At 54.3% G+C, this 26274-nt stretch carries 21 protein-coding genes and 1 tRNA gene; 9 read left to right on the plus strand and 13 right to left on the minus strand.

Going from position 1 to position 26274, the window contains the following annotated elements; translation table 11 throughout:
* Window positions 1-13: 13 nt before the first annotated feature.
* Window positions 14-298: a 50S ribosomal protein L25 gene (gene rplY / locus H7R58_RS15275; RefSeq protein WP_106924372.1), complete on the plus strand. Its 285-nt coding sequence runs from the start codon at window positions 14-16 to the stop codon at window positions 296-298.
* Window positions 299-351: 53 nt separating this feature from the next.
* Here rplY and H7R58_RS15280 read toward each other — a convergent pair whose 3' ends face one another.
* Both H7R58_RS15280 and yejK read right to left on the minus strand, forming a co-directional pair.
* Window positions 352-2313, minus strand: coding sequence for a glycosyl hydrolase family 28 protein (locus H7R58_RS15280; protein WP_106924371.1), 1962 nt, complete (start codon window positions 2311-2313; stop codon window positions 352-354).
* A 278-nt stretch (window positions 2314-2591) separates the two neighbouring features.
* Window positions 2592-3599 carry a nucleoid-associated protein YejK gene (gene yejK, locus H7R58_RS15285; RefSeq protein WP_106924370.1) on the minus strand — a complete coding sequence of 336 codons (1008 nt, stop codon included), beginning with the start codon at window positions 3597-3599 and terminating at the stop codon, window positions 2592-2594.
* Between the two features lie 183 nt (window positions 3600-3782).
* Between yejK and H7R58_RS15290 the strand changes: the two genes are divergently transcribed.
* The 3 genes from H7R58_RS15290 to H7R58_RS15300 all read left to right on the plus strand — a co-directional run bounded on the left by H7R58_RS15290 (window position 3783) and on the right by H7R58_RS15300 (window position 5936).
* On the plus strand, window positions 3783-4010 hold the full coding sequence (locus H7R58_RS15290) for a YejL family protein (RefSeq protein WP_106924369.1): 228 nt from the start codon (window positions 3783-3785) through the stop codon (window positions 4008-4010).
* A gap of 18 nt (window positions 4011-4028) precedes the next feature.
* Window positions 4029-5783, plus strand: a complete 1755-nt coding sequence (yejM, locus tag H7R58_RS15295; protein WP_106924368.1) for an LPS biosynthesis-modulating metalloenzyme YejM — start codon at window positions 4029-4031, stop codon at window positions 5781-5783.
* A 76-nt stretch (window positions 5784-5859) separates the two neighbouring features.
* A tRNA-Pro gene (locus H7R58_RS15300) sits at window positions 5860-5936 on the plus strand.
* Between the two features lie 112 nt (window positions 5937-6048).
* On the opposite strand, the gene H7R58_RS15305 is transcribed toward H7R58_RS15300, so the two are convergent.
* Entirely contained in the window at window positions 6049-7317 is a 1269-nt protein-coding gene (locus H7R58_RS15305) for a Y-family DNA polymerase (RefSeq protein WP_182934421.1), read from the minus strand.
* Between the two features lies 1 nt (window position 7318).
* Window positions 7319-7738 (minus strand): translesion error-prone DNA polymerase V autoproteolytic subunit, encoded by a 420-nt coding sequence (locus H7R58_RS15310; protein ID WP_182934804.1) that lies wholly within the window; start codon window positions 7736-7738, stop codon window positions 7319-7321.
* A 101-nt stretch (window positions 7739-7839) separates the two neighbouring features.
* Between H7R58_RS15310 and H7R58_RS15315 the strand changes: the two genes are divergently transcribed.
* Window positions 7840-9060: an ISL3-like element ISKox3 family transposase gene (locus H7R58_RS15315; protein WP_000343760.1), complete on the plus strand. Its 1221-nt coding sequence runs from the start codon at window positions 7840-7842 to the stop codon at window positions 9058-9060.
* Between the two features lie 304 nt (window positions 9061-9364).
* Here H7R58_RS15315 and H7R58_RS15320 read toward each other — a convergent pair whose 3' ends face one another.
* Together H7R58_RS15320 and H7R58_RS15325 are read right to left on the minus strand one after the other, a co-directional pair.
* Window positions 9365-9748, minus strand: a complete 384-nt coding sequence (locus H7R58_RS15320) for a hypothetical protein (RefSeq protein ID WP_182930684.1) — start codon at window positions 9746-9748, stop codon at window positions 9365-9367.
* On the minus strand, window positions 9748-10317 hold the full coding sequence (locus H7R58_RS15325) for a hypothetical protein (RefSeq protein ID WP_106924366.1): 570 nt from the start codon (window positions 10315-10317) through the stop codon (window positions 9748-9750). Before H7R58_RS15325 ends, H7R58_RS15320 begins: the two co-directional genes overlap by 1 nt.
* A gap of 607 nt (window positions 10318-10924) precedes the next feature.
* Here H7R58_RS15325 and eco point away from each other — a divergent pair.
* Entirely contained in the window at window positions 10925-11416 is a 492-nt protein-coding gene (eco, locus tag H7R58_RS15330; RefSeq protein WP_182928574.1) for a serine protease inhibitor ecotin, read from the plus strand.
* Window positions 11417-11516: 100 nt separating this feature from the next.
* Here the strand turns inward: eco and mqo are convergent, their stop codons facing one another.
* Window positions 11517-13169: a malate dehydrogenase (quinone) gene (mqo, locus tag H7R58_RS15335; RefSeq protein WP_106924364.1), complete on the minus strand. Its 1653-nt coding sequence runs from the start codon at window positions 13167-13169 to the stop codon at window positions 11517-11519.
* Window positions 13170-13499: 330 nt separating this feature from the next.
* On the opposite strand from mqo, the gene H7R58_RS15340 reads away from it, so the two are divergent.
* Window positions 13500-14660 carry a SulP family inorganic anion transporter gene (locus H7R58_RS15340; protein WP_182930604.1) on the plus strand — a complete coding sequence of 387 codons (1161 nt, stop codon included), beginning with the start codon at window positions 13500-13502 and terminating at the stop codon, window positions 14658-14660.
* Here the strand turns inward: H7R58_RS15340 and mgtE are convergent.
* The 6 genes from mgtE to H7R58_RS15370 form a co-directional block, all read right to left on the minus strand.
* Entirely contained in the window at window positions 14623-16059 is a 1437-nt protein-coding gene (mgtE, locus tag H7R58_RS15345; protein WP_106924362.1) for a magnesium transporter, read from the minus strand. The two genes, H7R58_RS15340 and mgtE, sit on opposite strands and share 38 nt — an antisense overlap.
* A gap of 129 nt (window positions 16060-16188) precedes the next feature.
* Entirely contained in the window at window positions 16189-17832 is a 1644-nt protein-coding gene (locus H7R58_RS15350; protein ID WP_106924361.1) for a multidrug ABC transporter permease/ATP-binding protein, read from the minus strand.
* Between the two features lie 84 nt (window positions 17833-17916).
* The gene (gene alkB / locus H7R58_RS15355) at window positions 17917-18558 is read right to left on the minus strand and encodes a DNA oxidative demethylase AlkB (RefSeq protein WP_182934422.1); all 642 of its coding nucleotides are present in this window, start codon (window positions 18556-18558) and stop codon (window positions 17917-17919) included.
* Window positions 18552-19619 (minus strand): bifunctional DNA-binding transcriptional regulator/O6-methylguanine-DNA methyltransferase Ada, encoded by a 1068-nt coding sequence (ada, locus tag H7R58_RS15360; RefSeq protein WP_106924359.1) that lies wholly within the window; start codon window positions 19617-19619, stop codon window positions 18552-18554. Before ada ends, alkB begins: the two co-directional genes overlap by 7 nt.
* Window positions 19620-19692: 73 nt before the next feature.
* Window positions 19693-20745: an FAD:protein FMN transferase ApbE gene (gene apbE, locus H7R58_RS15365; RefSeq protein ID WP_182930287.1), complete on the minus strand. Its 1053-nt coding sequence runs from the start codon at window positions 20743-20745 to the stop codon at window positions 19693-19695.
* Between the two features lie 102 nt (window positions 20746-20847).
* Window positions 20848-22017 (minus strand): porin OmpC, encoded by a 1170-nt coding sequence (locus tag H7R58_RS15370; protein WP_106924357.1) that lies wholly within the window; start codon window positions 22015-22017, stop codon window positions 20848-20850.
* Between the two features lie 835 nt (window positions 22018-22852).
* Between H7R58_RS15370 and rcsD the strand changes: the two genes are divergently transcribed.
* Both rcsD and rcsB read left to right on the plus strand, forming a co-directional pair.
* Complete coding sequence (gene rcsD, locus H7R58_RS15375) at window positions 22853-25528, plus strand: phosphotransferase RcsD (protein WP_106924354.1); 2676 nt, start codon at window positions 22853-22855, stop codon at window positions 25526-25528.
* Between the two features lie 15 nt (window positions 25529-25543).
* Window positions 25544-26194 carry a response regulator transcription factor RcsB gene (gene rcsB, locus H7R58_RS15380; protein WP_064544005.1) on the plus strand — a complete coding sequence of 217 codons (651 nt, stop codon included), beginning with the start codon at window positions 25544-25546 and terminating at the stop codon, window positions 26192-26194.
* Window positions 26195-26274 lie beyond the last annotated feature (80 nt).

Consider the following 26274-nt stretch of genomic DNA (forward strand, 5'->3'; position numbering starts at 1 on the left):
AGAGAGCTATTCAATGTTTACTATCGAAGCACAAGCACGTAAAGAGCAGGGTAAGGGTGCGAGCCGCCGCCTGCGCGCAGCTAACAAGTTCCCGGCTATCATTTATGGTGGCGAAGCAGCTCCGGTTGCTATCGAACTGGACCACGACAAGCTGTGGAACCTGCAGAACAACGCTGAATTTTACAGCGAAGTTCTGACCATCGTTGTTGATGGTAAAGAAGAAAAAGTTAAAGCTCAGGCGGTGCAGCGTCACCCGTTCAAGCCGAAACTGTCTCACATCGACTTCGTACGCGCTTAATCGCTAACGAATCTACGTGATGAAAGAACGGCTCCTTATGGGAGCCGTTTTTTTTACTTCGATGCGGCATCCCGCACAATCTTCTCCGTACCTGTCGCCGATATCACGGCATCATTCACGCCGTCTTTCAGCGTAATTCCGCTCACCTGCGCAAAGTTCCACGCTTTCCCGGCAGGATCGAAAGTGACCTGCGTAAACTGACTGTCTCGCAGGAAGCTAATATTGCTCGCCTGGGTATGGCGAAACTTCACGTTGTGGAACGCAATATCCTGATGATAAGCATCGCGCGCATAGGTAATGCCGTACGCTTGCGTCATTTCCTGCGCGGTCATGCCGTCAACCAGAATACTTTTCTTCGCTGCCGTACCGTCCACGGAGACGTTTTCCACGGTCACGTTGCGGAACTGCGCAGGCTCGGCCGCTGGCGTGGTGTCGTTAACATCCGCGCTGTATTTAATAGTGAAAATAAAGGGTTCTTTCGCCAGGTCTTTCATGGCGTTATTACGGAATACCACTTCACGTGCGCCGCCACCGTAATAAGGGCGACTTTTCATGCGCAGGCCGATATCGGTCAGGTACATCACGTTATCTTCGGCGATAATTTTTTCTATCCACGCGCCGGTATGACTACCGGTTACCACTGCGCCGTGCGCTTTGCGGAAATAGTTGTTAAAGATCCACGCGCCGCTTTGCGCCTTCTGAGCAAAAGTTTCCACGCCTTTCCCGTAGCCCGCGGCGAAATTCATGCCGTCATCGCCGGTATCAAAGAAGTTGTTAAACACCAGGCCATGCTGACTGTTGCCCAGCTCAATGCCGTCGGCGTTATTACCGTCGAAAGTTTTATGGCTCAGCGCATTGAAGGCGAGATTCTCCGACTCCAGCACCATAATGCCGTGGAAGGCCGGATTCAGGATGGTAAGACCTTCCAGATAAAGATTGCGCACGCCGCGCAGCGTCATCAGGCTAGAACGACGGTTTTTATACGCGCTATCGCGGTCCATGCCTTCCGCTACCGCCTGCTCGGTCTGATTTTTTGCCAGTACGCCATCTTCCCCGACTTTCTTCGCATTGCTGGCGCGATACTGCGGCAGGGTATTGCCCAGTTCATCCACTATCGATTCCGCCCCGCCCGCCTTCACGCCGCGCGTCCAGCCGTTGCCATCAACGGTACCCTTACCGACCAGACGAATATTCTGGAAGGTTCCCGCATGCGAGCTACCGCGATCGTTCGCTTCCAGTGCGTTAATCAGCGACGGTGGGCGCTTCGGCAACGGATTATCGGTGTAGGGATAGAGGAAATAACCTTTGCTCATCGGGTAGTCTGCCGGATTATCCGAGCCCAGCAGGGTTGCCCCTTCGGCGATTTCCAGCGTCATGTCGCTGTGCAGGAACAGGGCGCCGGTTTTAAAGACGCCATCGCGAATCGTCACCTTACACCCCTGGGGATAAGCAGCAAGCGTGCAGCTGTCGATCGCCTTTTGTAACGCCGTCGTGTTCAGCGTTTTGCCATCGCCTATCGCCCCCACGCTTTTCACATCAATCACGTGCGGTGTTTTGGTCGTACGCAGCGTTATTGGCTGGCTGTCAGCAGACTCTTTTCCATCGGCATAGACGGCGCGAACCGTGAAGCGATACTGCGTATCGGCCTTCAGGCCATCGGCGGTGAAACTGCGCAGATCCACCTTTTGCTGCCAGCCGTCATCCAGCGTTTGGTAAAAATTATCAATGTAGGGTTTAGCCGGCGAGTAAACGTCCTGGTTATCCCGCACGCTGCCCACAAACGTCCCGTCGCGGTAGATATGGTAATCGACCACCTTTTCTGCCTCGGCGAGCGGCTTTTCCCATACCAACACCGCGTGCGTATCATCGGCGGAGAGTACCGGCGACTGGACATTCTGTGGGGCCGCAGATCCCTCGCGCTGTGCCGCAGCGCTATTATCACAGCCGCTGAGCGCACCAGCGAAGACGATCGCCAAGGCTAACGCGATCCGGGAGTGTCTGAAGGTATTGTGCATGTTTAATTATCCTCTCAGTTACCCGCGGCATCAGGCAAAAAATACCGCGGCCATAGGCCGTTCTTTGCTAAAACGGCCCTCCTTTTATCAAATCAAAATAACTTTGCATATAAAATGAAACGCATTTTTATTTATTTTGTTAAGAAATAACTGAGAGTAAGGTCAAAATTCAACCCGTTAAGGCGCGGTGTGATAGCAGAATTGCGAGTGGGGTCACTCAAGATACGCGAATACGAGGATAGACAGAGCCCGCAGCAGTGCGTGCGGGCTCTGAGGGGTTAACTCTTGCCTGAGGTCCGGCGCTGTAGCTGGTCGCGCAGGTTTGGAGGCGTGCCTTTAATGGTCAGCGTGTCGGTCGCAGGGTCCCAGAAAATACGCTCACCCAGCAGCATGGCGTCGAAGTTAATCGTCAGGCCGCCGCCGCTGCCGGCAAATTTAGTCAGCTGACGCAGCGTGCTGCGATCCGCCGGGAAGCTCTCTTCCAGCTCGTAGCCTTTTTCGGCGGTAAACTCGCTGAAGCTCACTTCACTCACGCCAGACAGCTCTTTAGACAGCGATTCCAGCTCGATTTCTTCCCCAGCCTGCAGTTGTTCGTTGCAGTAGGCGTAAACCTGCTGACGCACGTTCTGACGTTCGTTTTTATCCAGCTCCGCTTCAGCGGCAAAATCGTCCAGCGCCTGCAGCAGGCCACGGTTCTGCACCTTGGCGTTAAGGCCCTCGCTGGCGCCGAGGAAGTCCATAAAGAAGTCGGCAACTTTGCGGCCGACGCGGCCTTTGAGGAAGGTCAGATAGCGGGTTGACTCCGGATTAGTTTCCCACTCGGTTAAATCAATACGCGCCACGATATCCGCGTGGTTAATGTCCAGGTAGTGGGTCGCGCTGATATCCAGCTGTTCGTTAACGCGCATACTGCTCAGGTTATTGAGCACCGCCACCAGCAGGTATTCCACCGCCAGATAACGATAGTGGCAAAACAGCACGATGCCGCCGTCGGCAAACGGATACTTCGCCAGTTCGTCACGCAGACGGCCGGTGGCCGCACGGCTGAACGCCAGGAAGTCTTCCTCGCCCTGACGCTGCAGTTTCAGCGCCTGCGCCAGCTCGCTTTCTTCAGTAAACAGGCCGTAGGCCTTGTTCTTTGCGCTGTACACCCGATGCAACTCTGCCATCATTTCTTCAACCGGCGCGGTTGGCTCCAGCAGCGTGTCGCGCAGCACCACGTCAAGGTTTTGCTCGTCGCGTTTGACGAGCTGATGCAAAGCAATCTGGTCGATATCCAGACTCATGTTAAACTCTCCTTAATGATCGGGTGTATTCAACCACCCCCGATGTCACTGTGCAACACGCACTTTACCGAGGTCGCGGCAGTATAATGCGCAAAGGATAACGCGTTACGCCGAAAAAAAGCGGAAAAAATGCTGCTGCTACGGTAATATACTGCCCTTTAATGAACAGACAGATTTCGATTTATGCCACAACAATCCCGCTATAGTGATGAACACGTAGAACAGCTGCTGAGCGAGCTGGCTAACGTGCTGGAACAACATAAAGCCCCGACCGACCTTTCGCTGATGGTTCTGGGTAATATGGTGACCAACCTGATTAACAGCAGCGTAGCTCCGGCTCAACGCCAGGCTATCGCACGTTCTTTTGCCCAGGCGCTGCAATCTTCCATTGATAGCGATCCTGCGCACTAAGGGTACAAGCAACAGTTTATGGTGACACATCGTCAGCCCTATCGAGAAAAAGTCTCCCAGATGGTTAGCTGGGGGCACTGGTTCGCCCTGTTCAACATGCTGTTGGCCATGGTGCTCGGTAGCCGCTATCTGTTTGTTGCCGACTGGCCGACAACGCTGGCCGGACGCGTTTTCTCCTACATCAGCCTTGTCGGGCACTTCAGCTTTCTGGTGTTCTCTGCCTACCTGCTGATACTGTTCCCCCTGACCTTTGTCGTCATGTCCCAGCGCCTGATGCGCTTCTTGTCCGCCATTCTGGCGACGGCGGGCATGACGCTGCTGCTTATCGATAGCGAGGTCTTTACCCGCTTCCACCTGCACCTTAATCCGGTGGTATGGGAGCTGGTGATCAACCCCGATCAAAACGAGACGGCCCGCGACTGGCAGCTCATGTTTATCAGCGTGCCGGTTATCCTGCTCGTAGAAATGCTCTTTGCAACCTGGAGCTGGCAGAAGCTACGCAGCCTGACGCGCCGCCGCCACTATGCGCGCCCGGTGGCATGGTTCTTCTTTGCGTCCTTTATTGCCTCGCACGTGATGTATATCTGGGCGGATGCGAACTTCTATCGCCCGATTACCATGCAGCGCGCTAACCTGCCGCTTTCCTATCCGATGACGGCCCGCCGCTTCCTGGAAAAACACGGTCTGCTCGACGCCCAGGACTACCAGCGCCGTCTGGTTGAACAGGGCGATCCTGAAGCCGTCACCGTACAATATCCGCTTAGCGATCTGCGCTTCCGCGATATGGGTGCCGGGCAGAACGTACTGCTGATTACCGTCGATGGCCTGAACTACTCACGGTTCGAAAAACAGATGCCATCGCTGGCGCATTTTGCCCACGATAACGTCAACTTTACCCAACATATGAGCGCCGGGAATACCGCCGATAACGGTCTCTTCGGACTGTTCTACGGTATTTCACCAACCTACATGGATGGCGTCCTGGCCGCGCGTATTCCCGCGGCGCTGATCAGCGCGCTGAACCAGCAGGGCTACCAGCTGGGGCTGTTCTCTTCCGACGGTTTTGAAAGCCCGATTTATCGTCAGGCGCTGCTGTCCGACTTCTCGCTGCCGCCGGGCAAAGCGCAGAACGATACGCAAACGGCGAACCAGTGGATTAACTGGCTGAAGAACAATGCCCAGGATGAGAACCGCTGGTTCTCGTGGGTATCGTTTAACGGCACCAGCGTCAGTAACGCGCAGGCAACCGATCAGCAGTACGGCCGCGCGGCCGCCCAGGTTGATGAACAAATTAGCCGCGTGCTGGACGCCCTGCGTGACTCAGGCAAGCTGAAGGATACGGTCGTCATTATTACCGCTGGCCACGGCGTCGCGCTGAACGGGCAGAATAATAGCTTCGAGTGGTCACGCGCGCAGCTTCAGGTTCCGCTGGTCATCCACTGGCCGGGCACACCGGCGCAGCGCATTGGTTTGCTGACCAACCATAAAGATATTATGACGACGCTGATGCAGCGCCTGCTGCACGTCAGTACGTCGGCCAACGAATACTCGCAGGGGCAGGACCTGTTCAGCGCAGCTCGCCGTCATAACTGGGTCACCTCAGCGGATAACGACTCGCTGGCCATTACGACCCCGACGATGAGCGTGGTGCTCGATCGTAACGGTCACTATAAAACCTGGACCGCCGAAGGCGAGCGCGTGCGTGACCAGAAAGCGCAGCTCAGCCTGCTGTTACAGGTGTTAACAGAGGAAAAACGCTTTATCGCTAACTGATTGATTAATTATGAATCAATCGGCAAGCCGACGACTTGCAATCAGCGATAAAAGCGGTAGTATGGCCTTCATGCGTCGGCACGTAGCGCAGCCTGGTAGCGCACCGTCATGGGGTGTCGGGGGTCGGAGGTTCAAATCCTCTCGTGCCGACCAAAAAGACCATATAAACCAGCCTCTTGAGGCTGGTTTTTTTATGGCTGCTTTATGTGCGGGGTGAAACTGGGGTGAAAGTGGGGAGTAATGCCGTCAATTTAACGCCCGTATTTCACTTCACTCGCAACAAATCGCTGTACCTTGTCGTGTACCGTGGCGACAACATTTCTCTCTTCATTTGCCAATTCTGTTGAATACCCTGCCCCGCAAAATACAGCGTCCCTCGCCCATCTTTTGCATTGATGTGATCCAGAACCTCCATTAACTTTTCACTACCCGCGCGCGGGGCGATCTCATCAAACAGGTTCAGCTGCGCCACCCCCTGGCTGAAGAAGTCGCCAAGCATCACCCCGGCTTTCTGAAAGCGGTGACCGTCGCGCCAGATTTTATCTAAACAGCGTGTGGCCGCATTGATGATGTCCCTGCTGTCCTGTGTCGGCGTCAATAATTTAACCGAAGAGCTGTTGCCGTAGTATGGCTCGTTAAGTGCAAATGGCGACGTTTTGACGAAAGCGGAAATAAACCTGCAGTACTGATGCTCGCTACGTAATTTCTCCGCTGCGCGTGCTGCGTAGCTACAGATTGCCTGCCGCATCTGTTCGTACTCTGTGACGCGGTCGCCAAACGAGCGGGAGCAGACGATCTCCTGTTTTGCTGGGGCAAATTCCTCAAGTTCGAGGCAAGGCTCACCGCGCAACTCGCGTACCGTTCTCTCCAATACCACGTTGAAATGTTTGCGGATTGTCCAGGTGCTTTGCTCTGAAAGCTCCAGGGCGTTTTTGATACCCATTGCATTGAGCTTTTTACTGATGCGCCTACCGACGCCCCAGACATCTTCAACGGGCACCAACGCAAGCAAACGGCGCTGCCGCTCGACGTTCGACAAGTCAACGACACCGCCAGTCTGTCTCTGCCACTTTTTGGCGGCGTGATTCGCCAGCTTGGCCAGCGTTTTTGTCTGCGCTATTCCGACCCCCACGGTCAGGTGCGTGCGTTGCAATACGGTCGCGCGGATCTCTTTGCCAAATGCCGTCAGATCACGGCAGTTACGCACGCCGGTAATATCGCAGAATGCCTCGTCGATACTGTAAATTTCGACGCGGGGACTCATCTCCTCAAGCGTCGTCATCACCCGATGAGACATGTCAGCATACAATTCATAGTTGCTACTGAAGCAGACCACACCAGCGCGCCGGAACAGATCCCTTTGCTTGAAATACGGCTCCCCCATTGTGATGCCTGCGGCCTTCGCCTCTGCTGACCTCGCGATCACGCAGCCGTCGTTATTCGAAAGAACGACCACCGGCCGACCTTTCAAATCCGGCCTGAATACAGTCTCGCAGGAGGCGTAGAACGAATTCACATCACAGAGCGCAAACATATCAACTGGCAGCTTTCACGATGAAAGTCACAACGCCGAACACGTCCAGCGTCTCTTCACTGCCAACGATGATCGGAGAGTAAGCGCTGTTCATCGGGTTTAACTGAACAGTCGGACGAAGCTGCAGGCGCTTCACAGTGAACTCCCCCTCCACCGCGGCGATAACGATATCGCCGTGCTCAGCCGTTTTCGAACTGTCCACAACCAGCAAATCACCATCACTTATCCCAGCTTCTATCATTGAATCGCCGGACGCTTTCACAAAATAGGTAGCGCTGGGGTGCTGGATAAGCAGCTCATTCAAATCAATACGTTGTTCCACGTAATCAGCTGCGGGCGAAGGAAAACCGCAAGGAACCCGATCACTGAACAGCGGCAGCGTGACAATCTCACGCAGTTCTACTGGTGAATAAAACTTCATAATGAACTCACTCATATTGACACTGTTTATACATGGGTCTTCCCTTGTTGTGGTGGCTGAAGGCATGATAATGGTGTATTTAATCGCCAGAGGTCACCGCCATGGACGAAAAGTCCCTCTACGCTCATATTCTCAACCTGTCCGATCCGTGGCAGGTAAAGTCCCTTTCTCTCGATGAAAATGCCGGTTCTGTTACTGTCACTATTGAGATCGCTGAAAACACCCGGCTAGCCTGTCCGACCTGCGGTAAATCCTGTTCTGTTCACGATCACCGTCATCGTAAATGGCGCCATCTTGATACCTGCCAGTTCACCACTATTGTTGAAGCCGATGTTCCACGAATTATGTGTCCGGAGCATGGCTGCCTGACGTTGCCTGTTCCGTGGGCTGGCCCCGGAAGCCGGTATACGTTGCTATTCGAATCGTTCGTTCTCTCATGGCTGAAAATCAGCACCGTTGATGCTGTCAGGAAGCAACTTAAGCTCAGTTGGAATGCGGTTGACGGCATTATGACCCGGGCAGTTAAGCGAGGTCTTGCCCGGATAAAAAAGCCATTATCCGCCCGTCATATGAATGTGGATGAGGTCGCCTTTAAAAAAGGACATCGTTACATAACGGTGATCTCCGATCGCGATGGTCGGGCGCTGGCCTTAACGGATGATCGCGGCACAGAGAGTCTTGCCGGCTATCTTCGCACGCTCACTGATGGGCAGTTGCTGGCTATCAAAACGCTCTCAATGGACATGAACGCGGGCTATATAAGAGCAGCGCGTATCCACTTACCCAGTGCGGTTGAGAAAATCGCCTTTGACCGCTTCCATGTGGCGAAGCAACTGGGCGAGGTAGTTGATAAAACCCGTCAGAATGAACATCCGCACCTCCCTGTTGAAAGCCGACACCAGGCAAAAGGAACCCGCTTCCTGTGGCAGTACAGCGATAAGTGGATGACCGAATCCCGGCAGGAAAAGCTGATGTGGCTGCGTGCACAGATGAAGCTGACGAGCCAGTGCTGGGCGCTGAAAGAGCTGGCAAAGGATATCTGGAACAGGCCATGGAGCGAGGAAAGACGGAGTGACTGGCAGAGATGGTTGGCGCTGGCGGCTAACAGTGACGTTCCCATGATGAAAAATGCCGCGAAAACGATAGGAAAAAGGCTGTACGGGATCCTGAATGCGATGCGACACAGTGTCTCAAACGGAAATGCGGAGGCACTTAACAGCAAGATCAGGCTGCTGAGGATAAAAGCCAGGGGATACCGAAACCGGGAGCGCTTTAAACTGGGGGTGATGTTCCACTACGGAAAGCTGAATATGGCGTTCTGAGCCTTCCCACCATGATCGGGGAAGACCCTTGTTTATACATACAAACACCTTTCCAAGCCAGCAGTGGTGCGGTTTATAGCGTTTTAGTAGCGGTGTCATGGGGTGTCGGGGGTCGGAGGTTCAAATCCTCTCGTGCCGACCAAAAAGTCAAAAAAAACCAGCCATCATGGCTGGTTTTTTTATGCCTGATCTTCAGGCTTAACGTGTATGCGTCATTAACCATGCAATCGCAATACAGCCAATTGCAAATATCAATACCAGACACAGCAGCGCTAAAATATAGAGTATTTTTCTGAACATTGTTTTATTGACTAAAAGGGAGAATCTGCGCATTCACCACCTGGTAATCTTTATTTTTATCAATGACGACTCTAATCATCCATTTCCCTTTAACATAATCGCTTTCGCCATAAGGCTGATACTTATGGTTTAATAAATAATCCAGAGCAACGTTAGCACGCATTCCTAATATTGTTTCGGCATCCCCCCGGACTTCACCAATGGCAACTGGCTTAGCTTTTGCAGCAGCCGCCTGATTCTGCGCTTTGGTTTTGTGAATATCACAGCCGTGCCCATCATTCATTTGCGTACAGCCAGATTTATCCAGCTGTTTGCGATATCCCTCGCTGATGGCCTGCGCGGTGAATGTGACGGAGAGAATAAGACCAGCTAAAATTATTTTTTTCATTACCAATGACCTCGGGAACCTGATTGAGCAGCGCCGCCGCCGATATGATTATCACCACCTAAACCATGCGCACTAGTAGAATTAGCCGCATTATTTCCACCGTTGCCCGTACCGTGTTCAACGCCGGAATTCATCCCGCCATGGTCGCCCCCTCTTCTTAACGGCTGATTGAATGCGCCATTGAAGGGTACCGCAACCTGAGCGTCAGGGGGGAGCGAACCCGCCTTCACAATGCCGTTTGGGGTCTGAATTAAAGCCTCAGAATGCAGGCTGGAGACGGCAACGTTGATAGTCCCAGGGTTTATCTGCGGCGTCAGATTTAAATGACCTTTCACGCCATAGTGATTAACTTGTTGAGCATGGAGCAGCGCCTGCTGCATTTGGTAGCCTTTTATTTGTTGTGCGGTCAATTCACTTTCAGTGACGCCGCGCCACACGCTACCATCCGACATTTTTACAGAATAAGAACCATCCTGAGCCTCATTGACGACCTCACTATGACTAAAATCTACCGTCGCAGAAACAGACGCAGAAATAAAAGAGAGAACAACAATTAACTTTTTCACCATTTAACCTTTAACTATGACAACAAACCATATCAAATAAAACGCCTACCCTTTCGGATAGCGATAATGCTTTTTTAAAATTATTAATATTTATCGGTTACTGATTAAAACCAGCTTACCTTTTACTAACAACGTTGGTCAGATATCAATGTAAAAACAATAAATATGGCCAACTCGTTAACAACCCACATACATCAACATCAAACGCATTAATACGTAAAACGAGCATGGCGATTCCGCGCAGATAAATATCGCGCTCATGTTCGGTAATGCAAATGACGTAGGCGCGGCAATGTAGCAATATGTGCTGTGATACACCAATGAAACTTTTTCACGGTGCAACTATCTCTTTTTTTGATCGGGGATATCATCGACTATGATGATTTATGCAGAGGAATTTATTTTATGGATATTTTCTCAGCTCACCGTCAGCGGCATCGACGTGCGCAACAGGTAAGGCCCCTTGCCCGCCAATGAGATAAAAAACCAAGCATAAGGCAGAAATCGATATATAGAACTATTCCTAATGCAAAATTTGGTAAAAGACGATTATCATTCATCCCAGGAATGATATTATCTCCCGGTTGCAAACTGATAAAAAGGATGAACAGTGAAAAACGCACATAAGCTTGCCGCATCATTACTCGCCATCGCCTGCGTCTCCAGCAGCGCGTGGGCTGCTGAACAGCCGCTGGAAAAAATTGCCCCTTACCCGCAGGCTGAGAAAGGCATGAAGCGCCAGGTGATTCAGCTACCGGCGCAGAAAGATGAGTCTGCCTATAAGGTAGAACTGTTGATTGGTAAAACGCTGGAAGTCGACTGCAACCAACATCGCCTGGGCGGCGAACTGGAAAGCAAAACGCTGGAAGGCTGGGGCTACGACTATTACGTAGTTGAAAAAATCAGCGGCCCGGCGTCAACCATGATGGCCTGCCCGAACCAGGAAAAAACCAAGAAATTCATCACCGCTTCGCTAGGCGATGACGCTATGCTGCGCTACAACAGCAAGCTGCCGATCGTGGTCTACGCGCCAGAGAATGTCGAAGTCAAATATCGCATCTGGCAGGCTCAGGAAACGGTGCATAACGCCGAAGTGCGTTAATCTCCCCCTGACGGGCTTGAGGTGACAATAAAAAAACCGGCATTCGCCGGTTTTTTTATCTCTCGTGACCAGAAATTACGCCGCGGGTCATGTTCATACCTTACAGCGCAATATCCGCAATCTCTTTCACCGGTACCGCCTTCGGCGCGGTCTGAACGGCCGGGACAGGATCCGCCTCGCGAACGCCTTCATGACGCAGGCCCAGCACTTCACTGGTATAGGCCAGCGTTTTATCAATCAGATGCGGATTCTCAGTTAACGTTGAGCCATAGGTTGGCACAACCTGGCGAATCTTCGTCTGCCACTCTGCGGTCTGCATTTTATCCTTAAACACTTTTTCCATCAGCTCAAGCATTATCGGCGCAGCGGTCGACGCCCCCGGCGATGCGCCGAGCAGTGCGGCAACGGTCCCTTCATCGTCGCTGACAACTTCAGTCCCCAGACGCAGCACGCCGCCAATCCGCGCGTCACGTTTGATTATCTGCACACGCTGGCCCGCCTGCCACAGGCGCCAGTCCTGTTTTTTCGCCATCGGATAGTAGGCACGCAGCGCCGCATGGCGGTCCTTATCTTTCTGTAGCACCTGGCTGACCAGATATTTAACCAGATCGAAGTTATCCAGCCCGACGTTAAGCATCGGCAGAATGTTGGATTTATTGGTCGAGGCCAGCAGGTCCCACAGCGATCCATTTTTCAGAAAACGCGTTGAGAAGGTCGCGAATGGCCCAAACAACACCACGCGCTTACCATCAATAATACGGGTATCAATGTGCGGCACCGACATTGGCGGCGCACCAACATCAGCCTGACCATAAACTTTCGCCAGGTGATGGTTCACCACGTCCGGGTTTTCGCACACCAGGAACTGGCCGCCAACCGGGAAACCCGCGTACTCTTTGGCCTGTGGAATTTTGGTCTGCTGCAGCAGTTTCAACGCAGCACCGCCCGCACCAATAAAGATAAACTTCGCCTTAATGGTGCGTTTCTCATGGCTATTGTTGGCATCAGATACCGTCACGCTCCAGCTGTTATCGGCGTTACGACGGAAACGACGCACCACGGTGTTCAGCTGTAGGGAAAAGCGATCGCGCTTTTTCAGTGCGTTGATCAGCTGGCGGGTAATTTCGCCATAGTTGACGTCAGTGCCGGCTTCGGTACGAGTCGCCGCAATTTTCTGCTGCGGATCGCGTCCTTCCATCACCAGCGGAGCCCACGCCTTGATCTGCTCGTGGTCTTCGGAATAGCGCATGCCGTTAAACAGCGGGCTCTTCTGCAGCGCGCGATAGCGGGCGCGCAGGAAATTAACGTTGTCATCGCCCCACACAAAGCTCATGTGCGGCACGGTATTAATAAAACTTTTCGGCTGCGTCAGCACGCCTCGCGTCACCTGGTGGGCCCAGAATTGACGCGAGATCTGGAAGGCTTCGTTGATATCAATGGCTTTTTCGATGCTGACGGAGCCGTCCGCTTTTTGTGGGGTATAGTTGAGTTCCATCAGCGCCGAATGCCCGGTTCCGGCGTTGTTCCAGCCGTTTGAGCTCTCTTCCGCCACGCTCTCCATCTGCTCAACCATGGTAATCGACCAGTCTGGCTCCAGTTCCTCCAGCCATGTACCCAGCGTAGCGCTCATAATTCCGCCACCGATCAGCAATACATCTGTCTCATGCACCGCACGAGTCTTCGCCTTATTCGCCACAGAAGTCTTCTCGGTACCCGATTTCTGTGAGTTGGGTACAGCTATGTTTTTTTTCATCGTAGGGGGCCTTACTTGACTTTCGAGTTGTTACACGCAGGTAAAAACATCCGTACGGTTACGTTACCACCAGGGCGGGTAAATTTAAATATTGTTTAAAATTTAAGTTGAGTTTTGAGATCTGTTATTAAAATGTTTAATAAATGTGTACAGAAAATGAGATTTGGTACTAGTAGAATGTGACGGGAAGCGGTATTATTCTCCCCTTTGTGATGGTACGCACGCAAGCTGTGGCTTATAGAAAACCGGCCATCGATAACCTGCGAACACCCTATGTCAAACACCTCATCCCTGAGCGTTCTGCGCTCACCGTCGCTGTTTACGCGCGAAGTGCTCGCTGGCGTCATCACCGCGCTGGCATTAATTCCTGAAGTGATCTCGTTTTCGGTCATTGCCGGCGTTGACCCCAAGGTCAGCCTGATCGCCTCGGTCGTCCTGTGCCTGAGTATGTCGTTTCTCGGCGGCCGCCCGGCGATGGTCACTGCTGCCGCGGGCTCAGTGGCGCTGGTGATCGGCCCGATGGTGCATGCGCACGGCGTGGCGTACATTCTACCGGCGGTGCTGCTGGCTGGCATCATTCAAATTTTATTTGCCCTTTGCGGTATGGCGAAGCTGATGCGTTTTATCCCGCATGCGGTGATGACCGGCTTCGTGAATGCGCTGGGCATTCTGATCTTTTTTGCTCAGGTTCCGCACTTCTGGAGTCGGAATCCGCTTATCGTTGCGCTGTTTGTCGCCACGATGCTTATCGTCCTGTGGCTACCGCGCGTGATGAAAAGCATCCCTTCCCCACTGGTCGCCATCGCGCTGCTGACTCTGTTTACCGTCACCAGCGGGCAAATTCTGCCAACCGTCGGTGATGAAGGCTCAATGAGCGGCGGCCTGCCGGGTCTGACTCAGTGGCAGGTACCGTTGGACCTCAACACCCTGAAAATTATCTGGCCCTGCGCCCTGAGCATCGCCTTCGTCGGGCTGATGGAATCGCTGCTGACCGCTAAACTGGTGGACGATCTCAGCGCGACACCGTCAAACAAAACGCGGGAAAGCGCCGGTCTGGGCATCGCTAATATCCTGGCCGGCTGCTACGGCGGTATTGCCGGCTGCGCCATGATCGGTCAGACCATCGTTAACGTTGAAATGGGGAGAGCCCGCAGCCGAATTTCCACCGTTGCGGCGGCGCTGGTGCTGTTGCTGCTGGTCACCGCGCTCAGCGAAGTGATGGCAAAAATACCGATGTCGGTGCTGGCTGGCATTATGGTGATTGTGGCATTTAAGACGTTCAACTGGCCAAGCCTCCAGCCGGCGTCGCTGAAGCGGACGCCGTGGCCGGAAACGCTGGTGATGCTGGTGACCGTCGCGGCGACGGTCAGTACCGGAAACCTGGCCATTGGCGTGCTGGCCGGTATTATAATGATGGTGCTGGTGCCTGCACGCCTGAAACAGCGGGCGAAGCTTAAAGCAGAAACACCGTCGCCAACCCCAGAAAAATAAAGAACCCGCCGGTATCGGTGATGGCGGTAATCATCACGCTCGAGCCGACCGCCGGGTCGCGCCCGAGCTTCGCCATGATCATCGGGATCAACACCCCCATGATTGAGGCCACCAGCAGGTTAAGGATCATCGCCAGCGTCATCACGCCGCCGAGCGCCAGATCGTCGTACAACAGCCAGGTGACAGTGCCCATAATGCCGCCCCAGACGATACCGTTAATCAGCGCGACTCCCATTTCACGCAGGATCAGAAACGAAAAGTTCCCCGGCTGAATATGCTGAAGGGCCAGCGCACGAACGATCATTGTGATGGTCTGGTTACCGGTATTACCGCCTATCCCGGCAACAATCGGCATCAACGACGCCAGCGCCACCAGCTGAGAAATGGTGTGTTCAAAACCGTCAATCACCCGCGAGGCAATAAACGCCGTACACAGGTTAATCGCCAGCCACGCCCAGCGGGTTTTTACCGCTTTGGTCACTGGCGCAAAGACATCTTCCTCGCTGCTCAGACCGCCCATTCGACGCAGGTCGCTGTCGGTTTCCTCATACACGACGTCAACGATCTCATCGATGGTCAGACGCCCCATCAGCTTGCCATGGGTATCAATGACCGCGGCGCTGATCAGGTTGTCACGTTCGAAGGTACGGGCAACAATTTCCGATTTTTCTTCCGGGTGAAAAGCCACCGGATCGGGCTCCATCACCTCGTGAACGTGTTTATCGGCCGAGTTGAGCAAAATTGTTTTCAGCTCCAGCTCGCCAATCAGGGTCTGATCGCGCTGCACGACGAACAGTTTATCGGTGTTTTCCGGCATTTTGCCCAACCGACGCAGGAAGCGCTGTACCGAGGCCAACGTGACGTCCGGGCGAATAGTGATCACCTCGAACTCCATAATTGACCCCACCTGGTCGTGGGCATAGTTCATTACCTGATGCACACGCGCGCGTTCCGCTGGCGACATCGACGCCAGCAGACGTCCGGTCAGGTCACGCGGCAGGTGCTGCACCAGGTAGATTTGTTCGTCAATATCCAGCGTTTGCAGTGCATCGAGCAACGCCCGGTCGCTCATATCCTCAATGAGGTCGTCCCAGACGTTCTCCGATGCTTCCAGCAGCACTTTCCCGCGGCGGTCATCTTCGACCATATTCCACAGCGCATGGCGTTCTTCGGACGGCAGCGCTTCCAGCGTATCGGCAAGATCCGGCGGCGGCAGATGCGCCACCAGCGCGCCGACTTCCGCCAGGTCGTCAGCCAGCGTGCCTTCATCGTACTGCTCTGCAAGCGTCAGCTTGCCCAGCAGCGCGGAAGTGACGGCTTTATCGGTGGTTAACAGCCAAATCAGGCGCTGACGCTCTTCATCACGCAAACGGGCGCTGTTCTTTTTCAACAGTGGCATGAATAATCCTTATTCGTGGGACATCGCCCGGACGGATCGCCGGGCGAATTAAGCATAGCGCGCAGAGATGTAAAAAAGTTTAAACGGGCCGTTCGGACGCTGAAAAAAGCGGCAGAACGGTTAAAAAAATCAGGCGGTACGAGCCACCGCGTCGCGGGAAGCCCGCTCGCGCTCCTCGCCGACCAGCTCACTGAGCTGACCGTTGCGCATTTCCAGCAACCGATCGGCGTGAATAAAGTAATGGTCGTCGTGGCTGATGGCGAAAATCGTTTTCCCCATCTGCTGCATTAACGGCAGCAATACCTGATAGAACTCGCGGCGGAAATGCGGATCCTGATCGGCGGCCCATTCATCAAGCATAATGATGTCGCGCTCTTCCGCCAGCGCCAGCAGCAGCGCCACGCGTTTCTTCTGTCCTTTGGACAGCTTCAGGTCAAGAATGCGCCCGCCTTCCAGCGCCACTTTATGTGTCATCTGCAGCTGAGCCAGCCATTTATCGACCAGCGCCGGATCGGCAACCTGGCCTTCCGGCCCCAGCAGTTGATCAAACAGCCAGACGTCGGTGAATACCGCCGAGAACAGCTTCCGGTAGTCTTCCGGTTTATCGGCCGCCAGCGGCTGGCCGTCCAGCAGGATCTGCCCGGACACCGGCTGATAAAGTCCGGTCAACAGCATCGCCAGCGTCGACTTGCCGCTGCCGTTACCACCAATCAAGAACACCAGCTCACCGCGCTTGAGCGTCAGATTCAGCGGACCCACCGCAAACGTGTTGTCTTCATAGTGGAAAGTGACGTCACGCAGTTCTAGCGTCTGCCAGTTCGGGTGGGCCGTGGGCTGCGGGAAGGACTCCCTGAACGGCGCCAGCGCGAACTTATTCAGCTTGTTAAAGGCCACCTGTGCGCTCAGCAGCGTAGGCAACGCCCCCACCGCCGACAACAGCGGCGTGCGCAGGAACAGCAGCGTCAGTGAATAAGTGGCAGCGACGTTGGTATCGGCCCAGCCGAGACTGTTCGCCATCCAGAACACCAGGCCAATGGCGCCCAGCATCATAATGTTCGACCAGTTAACAGCGCTCAGGTGGAACGTGTCGGCGCGCACAATATGATGACGATAGTCCTGAGCATTCGGCGTGAATTTTTTCTCAAACACGTACTCCGCGCGTTCACGATTGAGGGTCAGCTCTTTGCGCCCTTCCAGCACCGTCTGATAATCGTTATACAGCCGGTCTTCGGTTTCGCGCAGCGTCGCCATATGGCGATACACCCGCGCCACCAGCATGAAGCCGCCCCAGATGGTCAGCGCCATCCACAGCGCGGTGATCAGCAGCATTTTCGTCGACAGCATGGCCAGGTAGGCCGCCGAGCCAACGGTCAGGATAATGCCCTGCACCAGCTCCGGCAGGCGCACAAAGGCAATGGTGATGGCACGGATATCGCTGGTCAGGCCTGCCAGCAGCGAGGCGCTGCCGAGCTTCTCTACGCGCTCGACCTGCGTGTCGAGGATCCGTTTGATAAACTCGCGGCGCAGGCGATAGACAAAATGGTGGCCCAGGGTCGTCAGCGCGAGCTGCGAGCCCAGGGTGACCGCCATCAGCAGCAACAGCAGGCCGAGAAATTCTGGCAGTACGGCGAGCGTCGTGTCGACCGTCTCAATCAGACGTACGTTGATGAAGGCGATAAGCCCGATACCGAGTGCGGCGCTCAGCAGGCTCAGGGCGATAACGCCGATAAAGGGCCAGCGATACTGACGCCAGACAAGTAACAGAAGTTCCATAACAGCAACCAGAGCAATCAAAACAGCCAGCAGTGTAAACTGCTGAGCTACCACATCAAGAATAATTCTTATTTTTATTCGTTATCATGCGGCGCGGCGGAAGGTCAGGTTATAGCGCCACGGTCCAACCTGCGGATGACAACCTTCTTTCAGCGGCAGAATCGCGTGATAGAACAGCCGTGATTCACCGCCCCACACCACCACGTCACCGTGCTCGAGCAGCACCCGTCGCAGCGGATCGCTGCGCCGTAAGCCGCCAAACTGAAACACGACGGGCAGCCCAAGCGAGACCGAGACGATCGGTGCATCCAGGCGCGCTTCGTCTTTATCCTGGTGCAGCGACAATTTGGCCCCCGGCTGATAGCGGTTAATCAGGCAAGCGTCCGGGTCAAAGCCTCGGTAACCGGCGCGTTCCGCCGCCGCCTGTGCAAGCTGGCGAAAGCACGCGGGCATCGCCGGCCAGGATCGGCCGCTGAGCGGATCGACCGACGCATAACAGTAGCCATGGCGATCGGTGCTCCAGCCTAGCGGCCCGCAGTTAGTCATCGCCACCGACATGGTGTAACCGCCCGGCGTCACCATATGGCGAAACGGCGAGACGGCGGCCACCTGTTCAATCGCAGCTAACAATACCGTGCTGTGCTCGCGCGCCAGCCGACGCACAATCATCGCGCCGGGTGCCAGCGGCTCTGACCATGGCGTCTCTTCGGCAAATAAATCTAACATTCCCCCTCCTCAGCTTTTTCCCGCTGCAACAGCCGGGCTTTGCGCGTCGCCCCCCAGCGGTAGCCTGACAGACTGCCGTCGCCGCGAACGACCCGGTGACAGGGCACCAGAATGGCCAGCCGATTGGCCGCACAGGCGCTGGCAACCGCACGCACCGCTTTGGGCCTGCCGATAGCGGCCGCTACCTGCTGGTAGCTTCGGGTTTCACCGGCAGGAATCGCGCGCAGCGCCTGCCAGACCTGCTGCTGAAACGCGGTGCCGCGAATATCCAGCGGCAGGTTGAGCGCCGCAGCATGAGGCTCAAGGCTGGCAATCACGGCACGGGTTTGCTCGCTGACCAGCGCATCGCCCTCCAGCAGCTCGGCGGCAGGAAAACTGTGCTGTAGTTCGGCCAGCAGCCCGGCATCATCATCGCCAAGCAGTACGGCGCACACGCCGCGCTCGCTCAGCGCGACCAGGCAGCGCCCCAGTGAACACTCACCGACGGTATAGTGAATCTGCGCCGCTTTGCCACCCTGACGTCGCGCGCGCGCCGTCATTCCCAGCAGTGCATCGGCATGGCGATAGTAACTGCTGCTTGACGGAAACCCTGCGGCCAGCACCGCCTGCGTGACCGGCTCCCCCTCACGCAGGGCCTCGCGCAGCCGGTTCGCCCGCCAGGCCTGCTGCCAGGCTTTTGGCGTCAGGCCGGTTATGGACTTAAATAAGCGATGAAAGTGGTATGGGCTAACCGCCACAGCCTGTGCCAGTGCCTCAAGCGTGACCGGGCTGTCCTGCTCCAGCAGCCGACAGGCGCGGGCCACTTTGGCTATATTTTGCTGTTCAGGAGAAAGGCGGTCGGGCTGGCAGCGTTTGCAGGGGCGGAAACCGCCCGCCAGCGCGGCGCTGGCGTCGCGATAGAAACGTACGTTCTGGCGCAGCGCATGGCGCGCGCGGCAGGACGGACGGCAAAAGATGCCGGTGGTCAGTACGGCAAACACGAACTGACCGTCGGCCTGAACATCGCGATCGAGAACCGCCTGCCAGCGCGCCTCGTCGGTATAGAGAGAATGAATAGTCATTGCGGGCTCCTCCTCTTAGTGTAATCGTCACCGTGCCAGAAAGGAGGCATTAAAAAACCCGCAATCTTGCTTTTTAATTTTTGCCGCTGACCAGGAAAGCGCGGAACTGTGGTGACATCCAGGTGGTGAAACCGTCGCCTTCTTTCATAATCATATACACAGCCAGCCCCTGCTCGCGCACCACCTGCTGGGCCTTTTCGGTACCCAGCACCATCAGGCCAGTATCCCAGCCATCGGCTTCCAGCGCGGTCGGCGCGATCACGGTGACGGACACCAGCTTGTGAGTAATCGGCCGCCCGGTTTGCGGGTCGATTACGTGTGAGATCCGCTGGCCGTCAAGCTCGTAATAGTTGCGGTAGCTTCCGGAGGTGCTGATACCGTGGCCGTTAATATCGACGATCGCCTGGACCGCGTTCTCACGGTCGGTCGGTTTCTGAATAGCCACGCGCCACGGCTGACCGTCGCCGTTCATCCCACGGCTCACCAGCGCCCCACCAACGGAGACCAGATAACGCGAGATGCCTTCTTCCGCCATCAGGCGCGCCAGATGATCGGCGGCGTAACCCTCGCCTACGGTAGAGAGATCGACGTACAGATCCGGGATCGATTTTTGTAAATACTGCCGATCCGCGCGGTTGATCACCGTCAGTTTGTCCAGCCCGGTGCGCGCTTTAGCGGCGTCAATCTGCGCCTGGGTCGGCGTACTCACCGGCTGTTTATCCGGACCAAAGCCCCAGAGGTTGACCAGCGGCCCAACGGTGATATCCATTGCGCCAGCGGTTTTACGCCCGATACGCAGTGATTCCGTCACGATATCGGCCATGGCTTCGCTCACCGGCCACGGCGTCGTGCTCTGCGAGTGGTTGAAGCGCATCAGCGCCGAGTCGTTCTTCCAGGTCGACAACAGACGGTCATCGCCGTCCAGCTGCGTCTGCACCTTGTTGCGCAGCGCTTCGGCCCGGTCTTTATCAATCCCCACCACGCTCACCCGCCAGAAGGTGCCCATGGTTTTCCCTTCCAGTACGGTCGCCGTCGCTTTTGGCGCAGCCGGCTCGCTGGCGTTATCGCAGCCCGTCAGTACTATTGCGACGCTCAATAGCGCCATGCGTAAAAAAGTCATTTCCATCCGTTATTACCCTCCTGCAATCGGCGCAAGAGTACACTAATTTGTGGTGTTCAGGCATAAAAAAAGGGGCCAAAGGCCCCTTATGCAACGGTGTTATCAGTATTAGAACTGGTAAACCATACCCAGTGCAACAACGTTGTCGGTAGAGATACCGGCTGACTGAGTGAAGTCGTTTTTGTCCAGCAGGTTGATTTTGTAGTCAACGTAGGTGGACATGTTTTTGTTGAAGTAGTAAGTCGCGCCCAGGTCGATGTATTTCAGCAGATCCTGGTCACCGTAGTTCACTACGCCGTTATTGATGTTTTTACCTTTAGACTGCAGGTAAGCAATGGACGGACGCAGACCGAAGTCGAACTGGTACTGTGCAACCACTTCAAAGTTCTGTGCTTTGTCAGCAAAACCGTAAACGCCAGCGTTCGGGGAACCACCGAAACGAGTTGCGTTGTAGGTCTGGGTGTACTGCGTTGCCAGATAGACGTTGTTCGCGTCATATTTCAGGCCAGCAGAGTAGGTTTCAGCGCGATCGCCGCTACCGTAGATTTTGCTGGTGCTAGTCACGTTACCAGCAGCATCGGTGGTGTTGAAGGTGCTGGTGTTCTGCTCAGTAGTACGTTTGGAGGAGGAGATTGCACCACCAACGCTGAAGCCTGCACCGATATCATAAGTGATAGAACCGCCGAAACCGTCGCCGTTCTGTTTCAGAGCCTGACGACCGTTAGCCGTTGCGCCTTCACCTGATACGCTGCCGTTTTTACCCTGATACTGCAGAGCAAAGTTCAGACCGTCAACCAGACCGAAGAAGTCGGTGTTACGGTAGGTTGCAACGCCGTTCGCACGGGATTGCATGAAGTTGTCAGAACCGTAGGTGTCGCCGCCGAATTCCGGCAGAACGTCGGTCCAGGAGGTCACGTCGTAAACAACGCCGTAGTTACGACCGTAGTCGAAAGAACCAGCGTCAGCAACACGGATACCCGCGAAGCCTACACGGGTCCAGGCCTGGTCAGAAGAACCTTCAGTGTTGTTCGCCTGAACGTTGTATTCCCACTGGCCGTAACCGGTCAGCTGGTCGTTAACCTGAGTTTCGCCTTTGAAGCCCAGACGAACGTAGGATTGGTCGCCGTCAGAACCGTTGTCGCTGGAGAAGTAGTGCAGGCCATCGACTTTACCGTACAGATCTAATTTGTTGCCATCTTTGTTATAAATTTCAGCCGCATTTGCTGCGCCCGCTACCAGCAGAGCCGGTACCAGGAGGGACAGTACTTTAACTTTCATGTTATTAACCCTCTGTTATATATATATGCCTTTATATATGCCACTGCTTACTGATTAACCCTCATTAATCAGTCGGCAGACCCATTGTGCTGTAAAAACAGGAATAATCCAATAAGAATATGATACGAAAACCCTTGAAATGTTTCATTTATCCATATAGATGTTTCAAAATGTAAAACTTACGGAACTTTTACAAGCACAAAAAGCCAGGAAAAATAGCACTAAAAATCAAAAAGCAAACAGAAATATACATTAAATCAATGAGTTGAAAATCATCAAAGTTATAGCACTGAATGGTAAAACAAAACCTTCACCCACAACTAGAATAGTCAGCGCTATCATCATTAACTTTATTTATTACCGTCATTCAGTTCTGAATGTCTGTTTACCCCTATTTCAACCGGATGCTTCGCATCCGGTTTTTTTTACCCTTCTTTACATAAACTGAATCAAACTGTGCTACCTCGCCTAAATTGTAACGACTATTAACTAATCGATTCGCATCAAAAAAAACAATATCGCCTACCGATGAAAATTAATATCTTGTTAATTAGTGCTATTTTTCTTAATGTTTGGTAAATAATTGTACAACAACGGCCTGTTTGTACACATTCCGCACAATATTGAATTTTCCCATCGGCGGAATAATACCGTTGATATTTTTCTGGCTCAGCGCCAGGCCCCTCTCCCCACGACGATTTTGCCGCGTTGATGCATCCAGGCAGATTTTTTGTATATACTGCCAGCAGAACAAAGCAGGGTTTACACGCCTCAATGCGCTATAAGCTTGAGCATATCCTCATTCAGATGCCGTTATGATGGGTTACACACGCCAATGAGTCAGTCCGACAAGATGAGCCCGACGAAATTTTCCCTGCTCCCAGGGAGCATCACCCGTTTCTTCCTTCTTATGATCATTGTCCTGCTGGTGACGATGGGCGTGATGATTCAAAGCGCGGTCAACGCGTGGCTAAAAGATAAGAGCTATCAGATTGTTGATATGACGCATGCGGTCCATAAACGAATTGAGACCTGGCGCTACACGACCTGGCAAATCTACGACAATATCGCCGCCGCCAGCACCAGCGCCACGCCGGCCGAAGGTTTACAGGAGACCCGCCTCAAGCAGGACGTCTATTACCTTGAGAAGCCAAGACGTAAAACCGAGGCGCTGATTTTCGGCTCTCATGACAGCGCAACGCTCGATATCACCCAGCGCATGTCAACCTATCTGGATACCCTATGGGGCGCGGAAAACGTACCGTGGTCCATGTACTACCTTAACGGCCAGGACAACAGCCTGATCCTGATTTCAACGCTGCCACTCAAAGATCTCTCCTCCGGTTTTAAGGAGTCGACCGTCGGCAGTATCGTCGATTCACGACGCGCCGAGATGCTCCAGCAGGCCAACACGCTGGACGAACGAGAGACTTTCTCAACCCTGCGCCGACTGGCATGGCAGAACGGCCGCTACTTCACCCTGCGCACCACCTTTAACCAGCCGGGGCATCTGGCGACCGTCGTCGCCTTCGACCTGCCGATTAACGACCTGGTGCCGCCAACCATGTCGCTGGACAGCTTCCGCCTGGAGCCGGACCCGGCACAGAACGCCCAGCGCAGCCAGGATAAAGATCCCAGCGACAGCGTGGCCATCAACTTTAATAGCTCGCGCATTGAGATCACCTCAGCGCTGAACTCCACCGGCATGCGCCTGGTGTGGCAGGTGCCGTTCGGCACGCTGCTGCTGGACACCTTCCAGAACATCATGCTGCCGCTGCTGCTGAATATCGGCCTGCTGGCGCTGGCGTTGTTTGGCTACTCCACCTTCCGTAACCTGCCGACGCGCGGCAGCGCCAGCAGCATGCCCTCCAGCGGCACCAACAACGAATTACGGGTGCTCAGGGCCATTAATGAAGAGATTGTTTCACTATTACCGCTGGGGCTGCTGGTGCACGACCAGGAGTCTAACCGTACAATAATCAGCAATAAAATTGCCGACCACCTGCTGCCGCACCTCAACTTGCAGAACATCACCAGCATGGCGGACCAGCATCAAGGCGTCATTCAGGCCACCATCAACAACGAACTGTATGAAATTCGCCAGTTCCGCAGCCAGGTTTCGCCGCGCACGCAGATATTCATCATTCGCGACCAGGATCGTGAAATTCTGGTGAATAAAAAACTCAAGCAGGCGCAGCGCCTGTACGAGAAAAACCAGCAGGGCCGCGCGGCATTTATGCAGAACATCAGCGATACGCTGAAGCAGCCGATTAAGGCGCTGGCCAATGAAGCCAGCCGCATCGACACGCCGGACAGCCAGAAGCTGGCCAACCATGCCGATCTTCTGGTGCGCCTGGTGGATGAAATCCAGCTGGCGAACATGCTGGAAAACGACAGCTGGAAAGGCACCTCCTCGCAGTTCTCACTGCAAGAGCTGATTGATGAAGTGGTGCCGGAAGTGCTGCCCTCGATCAAACGCAAAGGGCTACAGCTGCTTATCAACAACCAGGTCCCGGCCAAAGAACAGCGCCACGGCGACCGCGACGCGCTGCGCCGCATCCTTCTGCTGCTGATTCAGTATGCCGTCACCACTACGCAAATCGGCAAAATTACCCTTGAAGTGAGCGCCGATGAGTCGGCGGAAGAGCGTTTAACCTTCCGCATCCTCGACACCGGTAACGGCGTGTCGCACGGCGAAATAGACAACCTGCATTTCCCGTATCTCAACGACACGCAGTCGGACCGCTACGGGAAGGCTAACGCCCTCACCTTCTGGCTGTGCGATCAGCTGGCACGCAAGCTGGGCGGGCACTTAAACATTAAAGCGCGGGAATCGCTGGGCACCCGCTACACGCTGCACGTGAAAATGGCGGTACGCGAAGAAGATGCCGAGTCAGAAGAGCAGCTGCTCGACGACGTTGTGGCGATGATTGATATCACCTCCAATGAAATCCGCAACATCGTGACTCGCCAGCTGGAAAGCTGGGGGGCAACCTGCATCAGCCCCGACGAGCGTGCAACAAGTCAAGAATTTGATCTGTTTTTAACGGATAATCCGTCTAATCTTACTGCTTCCGGCTTGCTTTTAAGCGATGATGAAGCCGGAGTTCGTAAAATTGGCCCCGGCCAGCTGCGCGTTAACTTTAATATGAGTAACGCCATGCAGGATGCCGTGCTCCAGCTGATTGAAGAACAGCTGGCGCAGGAAGAAGTCACGGAGTCGCCGTTGGGGGGCGATGAAAACGCTGAGCTTCACGCCAGCGGTTATTATGCGCTGTTTGTTGATACGGTACCGGAAGATGTTAGCAGGCTGTATACTGAATCTGCGGCAAAGGACTTTGCTGCACTGGCACAGACAGCTCACCGCCTTAAGGGTGTGTTTGCCATGCTAAATCTGGTACCTGGCAAGCAGTTATGTGAAACGCTTGAACATCTTATTCGAGAGAAAGATGCATCCAGCATAGAAAAATACATCAGCGACATTGACGCCTACGTCAAGAGCTTGCTGTAGCAAGGTAGCCTTTACATGAACAATATGAACGTAATTATTGCCGATGACCATCCGATTGTGCTGTTCGGGATTCGTAAATCTCTGGAACAGATTGAATGGGTAAATGTTGTCGGTGAATTTGAAGACTCCACCGCGCTAATTAACAATTTACCCAAACTTGATGCCCACGTACTGATTACCGATCTCTCCATGCCTGGAGACAAGTACGGCGATGGTATTACGTTAATTAAGTATATTAAGCGCCATTTCCCAGGGCTGGCGATTATCGTACTGACCATGAATAACAACCCGGCGATTCTCAGCGCCGTGCTGGATCTCGATATCGAAGGGATCGTGCTGAAACAGGGCGCGCCGACCGATCTGCCTAAGGCGCTGGCTGCGCTGCAGAAAGGCAAAAAATTCACCCCGGAAAGCGTCTCTCGCCTGCTGGAGAAAATCAGCGCCGGCGGCTACGGTGACAAACGTCTGTCGCCAAAAGAGAGCGAAGTACTGCGCCTGTTCGCTGAAGGTTTCCTGGTGACCGAGATTGCCAAGAAGCTGAACCGCAGCATCAAAACCATCAGCAGCCAGAAAAAATCGGCGATGATGAAACTGGGCGTGGAAAACGACATCGCGCTGCTGAACTACCTCTCCTCCGTGACGCTGTCGCCGTCAGACAAAGACTAAGCATTGCTGCACATCGGGCCTGCATTCCGTAGGCCCGATAAGCGCAGCGCCATCGGGCAAACCTGCACCCAGCGCCGGAT

Source organism: Klebsiella sp. WP4-W18-ESBL-05 (assembly GCF_014169075.1).
Lineage (GTDB): Bacteria > Pseudomonadota > Gammaproteobacteria > Enterobacterales > Enterobacteriaceae > Kluyvera > Kluyvera ascorbata_B.

What these genes read in the sequence shown, in the direction of transcription:
- rcsB (WP_064544005.1), top strand. Translation starts at nt 25,544, where the DNA reads ATGAACAATATGAACGTAATTATTGCCGATGACCATCCGATTGTGCTG.
- H7R58_RS15315 (WP_000343760.1), top strand. Translation starts at nt 7,840, where the DNA reads ATGGACGAAAAGTCCCTCTACGCTCATATTCTCAACCTGTCCGATCCG.
- H7R58_RS15370 (WP_106924357.1), bottom strand. Translation starts at nt 22,017, where the DNA reads ATGAAAGTTAAAGTACTGTCCCTCCTGGTACCGGCTCTGCTGGTAGCG.
- rcsD (WP_106924354.1), top strand. Translation starts at nt 22,853, where the DNA reads ATGAGTCAGTCCGACAAGATGAGCCCGACGAAATTTTCCCTGCTCCCA.
- H7R58_RS15310 (WP_182934804.1), bottom strand. Translation starts at nt 7,738, where the DNA reads ATGAAGTTTTATTCACCAGTAGAACTGCGTGAGATTGTCACGCTGCCG.
- rplY (WP_106924372.1), top strand. Translation starts at nt 14, where the DNA reads ATGTTTACTATCGAAGCACAAGCACGTAAAGAGCAGGGTAAGGGTGCG.
- yejM (WP_106924368.1), top strand. Translation starts at nt 4,029, where the DNA reads ATGGTGACACATCGTCAGCCCTATCGAGAAAAAGTCTCCCAGATGGTT.
- H7R58_RS15280 (WP_106924371.1), bottom strand. Translation starts at nt 2,313, where the DNA reads ATGCACAATACCTTCAGACACTCCCGGATCGCGTTAGCCTTGGCGATC.
- H7R58_RS15305 (WP_182934421.1), bottom strand. Translation starts at nt 7,317, where the DNA reads ATGTTTGCGCTCTGTGATGTGAATTCGTTCTACGCCTCCTGCGAGACT.
- H7R58_RS15290 (WP_106924369.1), top strand. Translation starts at nt 3,783, where the DNA reads ATGCCACAACAATCCCGCTATAGTGATGAACACGTAGAACAGCTGCTG.
- alkB (WP_182934422.1), bottom strand. Translation starts at nt 18,558, where the DNA reads ATGTTAGATTTATTTGCCGAAGAGACGCCATGGTCAGAGCCGCTGGCA.
- mqo (WP_106924364.1), bottom strand. Translation starts at nt 13,169, where the DNA reads ATGAAAAAAAACATAGCTGTACCCAACTCACAGAAATCGGGTACCGAG.
- H7R58_RS15320 (WP_182930684.1), bottom strand. Translation starts at nt 9,748, where the DNA reads ATGAAAAAAATAATTTTAGCTGGTCTTATTCTCTCCGTCACATTCACC.
- H7R58_RS15325 (WP_106924366.1), bottom strand. Translation starts at nt 10,317, where the DNA reads ATGGTGAAAAAGTTAATTGTTGTTCTCTCTTTTATTTCTGCGTCTGTT.
- ada (WP_106924359.1), bottom strand. Translation starts at nt 19,619, where the DNA reads ATGACTATTCATTCTCTCTATACCGACGAGGCGCGCTGGCAGGCGGTT.
- apbE (WP_182930287.1), bottom strand. Translation starts at nt 20,745, where the DNA reads ATGGAAATGACTTTTTTACGCATGGCGCTATTGAGCGTCGCAATAGTA.
- yejK (WP_106924370.1), bottom strand. Translation starts at nt 3,599, where the DNA reads ATGAGTCTGGATATCGACCAGATTGCTTTGCATCAGCTCGTCAAACGC.
- H7R58_RS15350 (WP_106924361.1), bottom strand. Translation starts at nt 17,832, where the DNA reads ATGGAACTTCTGTTACTTGTCTGGCGTCAGTATCGCTGGCCCTTTATC.
- mgtE (WP_106924362.1), bottom strand. Translation starts at nt 16,059, where the DNA reads ATGCCACTGTTGAAAAAGAACAGCGCCCGTTTGCGTGATGAAGAGCGT.